Raw genomic sequence first — 5,797 nt, forward strand, 5'->3', positions numbered from 1 at the left:
AGCCCCAGCCCAACCACCAGCACCAGCCAGCTACCGTGCATGGGGTAGGAGAAGCCCTTAAACAGCAGCAGCGTCCAGACAATCCCCCAGCCCCAGCCAATCAGCACGTGGGGCAGCAGGGTGCGCCACAGACCAAACCAGACACCGCGCGTGGTCCAGTCCAGTCCCAGCCGATCGTTACGCGCCAGCGCATTGAGGCCGAACAGCACCACCAGGATCTGCCAGACCGCGGGCAAAATAGCGCTCAGCAGAAACTGGGCGTAGCTGGAGTTGAGGTTGTAGAGCGCAGTGACCTGACTGCTGATAGGCACCGACTGCCCGAGTGCGCCGGGCAGCGCCTTGCCATCGGCCATCGCCTCCAGCACGCCCACCTGACCATTGAGAGTGCCCACCACCTGCGCCAGCGCCGAGTTAACCAGCTTGGCAATGAGGATGAACTGGCCGTTGTTGAACACAGTCACCTGCGGCTGGGTGCCCTGACGGGCATCCCTCTCCAGATGGTTGGGGATCACCACCAGCGCATAGATATCGCCACCGCGCAGGGCGCGCGCCCCGGCATCGATGGAGTCAAACTGTTGCGCGACCTTGAGCCCGGCCGAGCCATCCAGCGAGAAGGCGAGCTGGCGCGAGAGCACGCTGCGGTCGAGATCCACCAGCCCCACCTTGAGGTCGCGGGCCAGCCCTGCCGAGAAGACCCAGCAGAGGATCCCCATCAGCAGCAGCGGCACCCAGCTCATCAGGGCACGGCTGAACGGATCCTGCCACAGCAGCCGAAATTCACGTCCCATCAGAGTTCAACCAGCACACTCATGCCAACCCGCAGCCCCTCAACCGGTTGCAGCGGACGGGCCTCCACCTGGAAGCTCTTCATATCGAAACCCTGACGGGTATCGGTGGCACGCCAGGTAGCGAAATCCCCCATCACGGCCACATGGGTCACCTTGAAGCGGACCATCTGATCGCCAAGACCCGGGATGCGGGCATCAAACTCGGTATCCACGGTGAAACGCGGCAACAGATCTTCGCGGATATGGAACTGAGCCCAGGCATCGTTCATGTCGAGCAGGGTCACCACCGGGAAACCTTGCGGCGCCAGCTCGCCACTGCGCAGCAGCACCTGGCTCACCTCGCCGGTGTGGGGGCTGGTGATGCGGGTATCGGCCAGGTAGGCCTCAACCTCGGCCACCGAACCGGCCGCCATCTTGGCCTTCTCGCGGGCGGCGATCTTGGTCTCTTCCCGCGCCCCTTCCAGCGCCAGCTGGTACTGCTGCCACGCCATCCCTTCGCTGTAGCGAGCGGCTTGCCAGGCAGTCCAGGCCTCGTCACGTTTTTGCAGCGGTATCACGCCGTCGCGGTGCAGGCTGGCGACCCGCTCATAGGTCTTGCCACGCAACTGGGCGGCCGCCTTGGCTTTTTGCCACTGATCCTTGGCGGCGGCGATCTGCTGAGCTCGGGCCCCGTTCTCGGCCTCTTGCGCCAGCGCACCCGCAGCCGCTTCACCGGCCTTGGCCTGGCTCAGCTTGGCCTCGATCTCGGGGCTCGCCAGGGTAAAGACCAGCTGATCCCTGGTCAGCTGATCGCCCTTTTTCACCAATACTTCGTCGATACGGCCCGGCACCTTGGATGAGACCGAGTACTGCTGCGCCTCAATCTGCCCTTGCAGATGCACCGGCTCCGGCTGATAGGCGAGCCAGAAGCGCCAGCCGAGCCAGACCACCAGGATCACCAGCGCCAATGGCAACAACAGCGGTTTACCCTGGCTCATCTTCTTTTTGATGGGGGGATGGCTCATCACTTCACCTCGACAAACGGGCGACCCTTGGCGGTCGAAACAGACATGAAAAAAGGAACAGACAGGGCCGGGCTCATGAGTTCACCTCGATCACCTGACCGTGCTGATATTGATTGAAACTGTTCATCTGGCCGGAAAGCGCCAGCAGGCGGGCCAGCGACACCACATATTGATAAGCCGCAGCCGCGCGCTGGGTCTTGACCCCCGCCAGCTGGTTTTGAGCATCCACCACATCAAGGGAGGTGGAGAGTCCCTGCCCGAAGGCTTTGTCCCGCAGCAGCACGTTCTCCTCTGCCAGCGCCTGGGTGGATGAGAGGGATTGATACTCCTCCAGCCCCTGCGCCGCTTCACGCCAGGTCTTCTCGACGAGCAACTCCAGATCCTGACGGGTCTTGGCCTGCAGCAGATTGACCTGTAGCTCGGCGCTCTTGGCGGCCTGTACCGTCTCGGAGCGGCCATCGCGGCTCACCAGCGGCATGCTGACACCCACCCCCACCAGCCAGTCCGGCGCGGTCTTGGAGGCGAGTGAATCATCTTCATAGAGGTTGTAGTTGCCGAACAGGAACACCTCGGGGGCATATTTGCCCTTCTCCATCCGGATCATCCCCTTGGCCTGCTCTTTCTTGGCGCTGAGCAACTTGAGGCCGGGGTGTACTTCCAGGGTCTGTTGCACCAGCCCATCGAGGCGCGGCAGATCCTTGTTGACGAACAGGCCGCTGCCCGGCTGGACATTTGGCAACTTCAGCATGCGGCCGAGGGCCAGCTCGGCGATCTCGAGGCTGCGGCGCGACTTCTGGGTATCGATACGGGCACGATCATAGGCCGACTGGGCGGAGAGGCGCTCCACCCTGGCTATCTGCCCCTGAGCCTCGAGCTTATTGGCGTGATCCAGGTGGCGGGCCAGCCCCTCCTCAATATCCTGCCTGGTCTGCACCACCTGACCTGCCAGCACTACCCCAAAATAGGCTTGGGAGAGGCCCTCGAAAGTGGACTGCTGCTTGAGCACCAGCAACTGCTGTGCCTCGCTCACCTGCGCCTGACGGATATCCTGCGCCGCATCAATGCGACCGCCAGCAAAGAGCGGCCAGAGCATCTTGACCGAGCTGGTCACGACATTCTGCTTGGTGAGGGGTGTCACAAAGTCATCGGGGGAGAGGCGCGGAAGAGGAACAGGAAACTTGCCCAGAATGGCCTGCAACGCCTTGATCATCTCCGGATGGCTGGCGATAGGGTTGAGATCCATCATGTCGAGCTCCATCGGCTGATCGAGATGGGTATAGCTGGCACCCACATCGACCTTGGGCAGATACATGGATTTGGCAGCCTCGCGCAGCTGCCTGGCGCGCTCCACCCCGGCCTGCTCGGCAGCCAGCCCTTCATCCTGCTGGATGACCCGGGTCCAGGCTTCGCCGAAACTGATGGTCTGTGCCTGCACCGACCCCAGCACGGCTCCCATCAGACACGGCCAGAGTGATTTAATGAACCTTGACGTCATAGATCCCCAATCCGCTTTTGCTGCATAAATGTTTGGAGCATTTGCTCGACTTAAGCTCGTTATCATAACGCAAAGCGGGCCAGCAAGTGGACTGACAATTATGCAGGCGTCCAACCCGAATGCTACAGCGATCACTCTCCGGCAATCTGGCCGTTTTTCAATAACTCCAGAATTTGCAAGCCTTGGCGCGACGTTTTTTTTCAGAAAAAATGGCTAGCGCTCAAATACTAACCTTTTCTCCTGCCTAAAAAATGCGTAATATACGCCGCCCTAAGCCGATGGTAACCGTGGAATGCAGATAGGTCCCCACACGCTTGAAACGCCCTTGATTGTGGCTCCCATGGCCGGTGTAACTGACCGACCATTCCGTGAACTTTGTTTGCGATTGGGGGCAGGCATGGCCGTTTCCGAGATGCTGCTGGCCAACCCGGATGTCTGGGATACCCAGAAAACCCGGATGAGGATGGATCACTCTGCAGAAGGCGGTTTGCGATCGGTCCAGATTGCCGGAGCCGATCCCGAGATGATGGCGTTTGCTGCCCGCTACAACGTTGAGCAGGGCGCACAGATCGTCGACATCAACATGGGATGTCCGGCAAAAAAAGTGAATAAGAAGCTGGCAGGTTCCGCCCTGCTGCGTGCCCCCGATCAGGTCAAAGCAATTTGCCGGGCCGTGGTGGATGCAGTGGAGGTGCCTGTCACCTTGAAGATCCGCACAGGATGGGATCCGGATAACCGCAATGGCGTGGAGATCGCCCGAATCGCCGAAGATTGTGGTATCGCGGCCCTCGCCGTGCATGGTCGTACCCGTGCCTGCCTCTACAGGGGCGAAGCGGAGTACGACACAATCAGGGCGATTAAGCAGGCCGTATCGATTCCTGTTGTCGCCAATGGTGACATCAACAGCCCGGAGAAAGCCCGGTATGTCCTCGACTATACCGGTGTTGACGCCGTGATGATTGGCCGAGCTGCGCAAGGACGACCCTGGATTTTCCGGGAAATCCGTCATTTTCTTGAGACGGGCACCAAGCTGCCGCCTCCCGAGAGGGAAGAGGTTCGCACCCTGATGAACGAGCATGTAACCAACCTGCACCGGTTTTATGGTGCATATCTGGGAGCGCGCATAGCCCGTAAACACGTGGGCTGGTATCTGGATGAAGAAGAGACGGGCCGAGAATTCCGTAAGCACTTCAATGCCCTGGATTGCGCAGACGCGCAACTTGAGGCACTCGAAGCGTATTTCGATGGATTAGGTTAACAAGATAACTAAAGAGCCGACCGAATATGTTCGAACAAACCCTGACTTCTGATGCATTGGTAACAACTACTCACAATCACGCTGCCGAGCCGACCCAGCGCCCCCTGCGTGACTCTGTGCAACAGGCCCTGCGTAACTACCTGGCCCAGTTGAACGGTCAGGAAGTGATTGATCTGTACGATATGGTTCTCTCCGAAGTCGAAGCGCCGATGCTGGACGTGATCATGCAGTACACCCGTGGTAACCAGACTCGCGCTGCCGTGATGATGGGTATCAACCGTGGCACCCTGCGCAAGAAGCTCAAGCGTTACGGCATGAACTGATTGCTGGCCGCGAGCCGCGATGGCGGTTCCAGGCAGATGCGAAAGGCGCCGGGTAGCAATACCCGGCGCCTTTCTTTATGCTCCCCTTCCCACTTCCCCACAACAAGCGCTATGAACCGCACTCCCCTGTTGCTGATGGTACTGGTCACCCTGCTGGCCGCCGCAGGCTGGCTCTTCTCGAAAGAGGCGATCCGCGAACTGCCGCCCGCCGCCTTTATCGGCAGCCGCTTTCTGCTGGCCGCGCTGCTGTTGCTCCCCCTCGCCTGGTTGCGCGAGCCACCACCAACTCGCGCCCAACTGCTGCGCGCTGCCGGTTGCGGCACATTGCTCGGCGCCAGCCTGCTGCTGTGGGTCACCGCCATCAGTCAGAGCGATGCGCTGGGCAGCGGTGCTTTTATCATGAGCGTCGCCACCCTGATGGCCCCGCTGGCCGCCTGGGGAGCCTTTCGTGCCAAACCCGGCCGCCACTACTGGCTCACCCTGCCCATCGCCATCGCCGGTTTGCTGCTGCTCTCCAGCAGCACCCACTGGGGCGTGTCGCTCTCGCTGTTCTGGTTTCTGGCGGCGGCTACCACTCTCGGTATCCAGCTTGCCGTCCATCGCCACTTTGCCCAATCCATTGCCCCTACCTGGCTCACCTGCATCCAGCTGGCGATGACCGGCCTGCTCGGCACCCTGCTCTCGCTGCTGACCGAACAGTGGCCCGAGGCTGGAGTCAGCCACGGCATCTGGGGCTGGTTTGCGGCGAGCGTCTTGATCGCCACCACATTGCGCTACTGGCTGCTCACCCACGCATTGAGCAAGATGACCACCGCCCACGCCGCCCTGATGATGCTGCTGGAACCGGTCTGGACCCTGATCCTGAGCACCCTCTTCTATAGCGAACCCCTCGGCGGCGCCAAACTGGCCGGAGCCGGACTGGTGCTCGG

The 5,797-nt window shown here is 60.9% G+C and carries 6 protein-coding genes; 3 read left to right on the plus strand and 3 right to left on the minus strand.

Annotated elements, in window-relative coordinates; all coding sequences use genetic code 11:
- The 3 genes from ACRAUW_RS16390 to ACRAUW_RS16400 form a co-directional block, all read right to left on the minus strand.
- A partial coding sequence (locus ACRAUW_RS16390) for an ABC transporter permease (protein ID WP_431363135.1) occupies window positions 1–788 on the minus strand: 788 nt, incomplete at its 3' end.
- On the minus strand, window positions 788–1,792 hold the full coding sequence (locus ACRAUW_RS16395; RefSeq protein ID WP_431363136.1) for an HlyD family secretion protein: 1,005 nt from the start codon (window positions 1,790–1,792) through the stop codon (window positions 788–790). The genes ACRAUW_RS16395 and ACRAUW_RS16390, both read right to left, overlap by 1 nt.
- 73 nt (window positions 1,793–1,865) lie before the next feature.
- On the minus strand, window positions 1,866–3,287 hold the full coding sequence (locus ACRAUW_RS16400; protein ID WP_431363137.1) for a TolC family protein: 1,422 nt from the start codon (window positions 3,285–3,287) through the stop codon (window positions 1,866–1,868).
- A gap of 292 nt (window positions 3,288–3,579) precedes the next feature.
- Here ACRAUW_RS16400 and dusB point away from each other — a divergent pair, with 292 nt between their 5' ends.
- The 3 genes from dusB to ACRAUW_RS16415 form a co-directional block, all read left to right on the plus strand.
- On the plus strand, window positions 3,580–4,545 hold the full coding sequence (gene dusB / locus ACRAUW_RS16405) for a tRNA dihydrouridine synthase DusB (RefSeq protein ID WP_033135778.1): 966 nt from the start codon (window positions 3,580–3,582) through the stop codon (window positions 4,543–4,545).
- A 26-nt stretch (window positions 4,546–4,571) separates the two neighbouring features.
- Window positions 4,572–4,868 carry a DNA-binding transcriptional regulator Fis gene (fis, locus tag ACRAUW_RS16410; protein WP_005309538.1) on the plus strand — a complete coding sequence of 99 codons (297 nt, stop codon included), beginning with the start codon at window positions 4,572–4,574 and terminating at the stop codon, window positions 4,866–4,868.
- Between the two features lie 111 nt (window positions 4,869–4,979).
- A partial coding sequence (locus ACRAUW_RS16415; protein WP_431363138.1) for a DMT family transporter occupies window positions 4,980–5,797 on the plus strand: 818 nt, incomplete at its 3' end.

The organism is Aeromonas sp. (genome assembly GCF_050633025.1).
GTDB lineage: Bacteria > Pseudomonadota > Gammaproteobacteria > Enterobacterales > Aeromonadaceae > Aeromonas.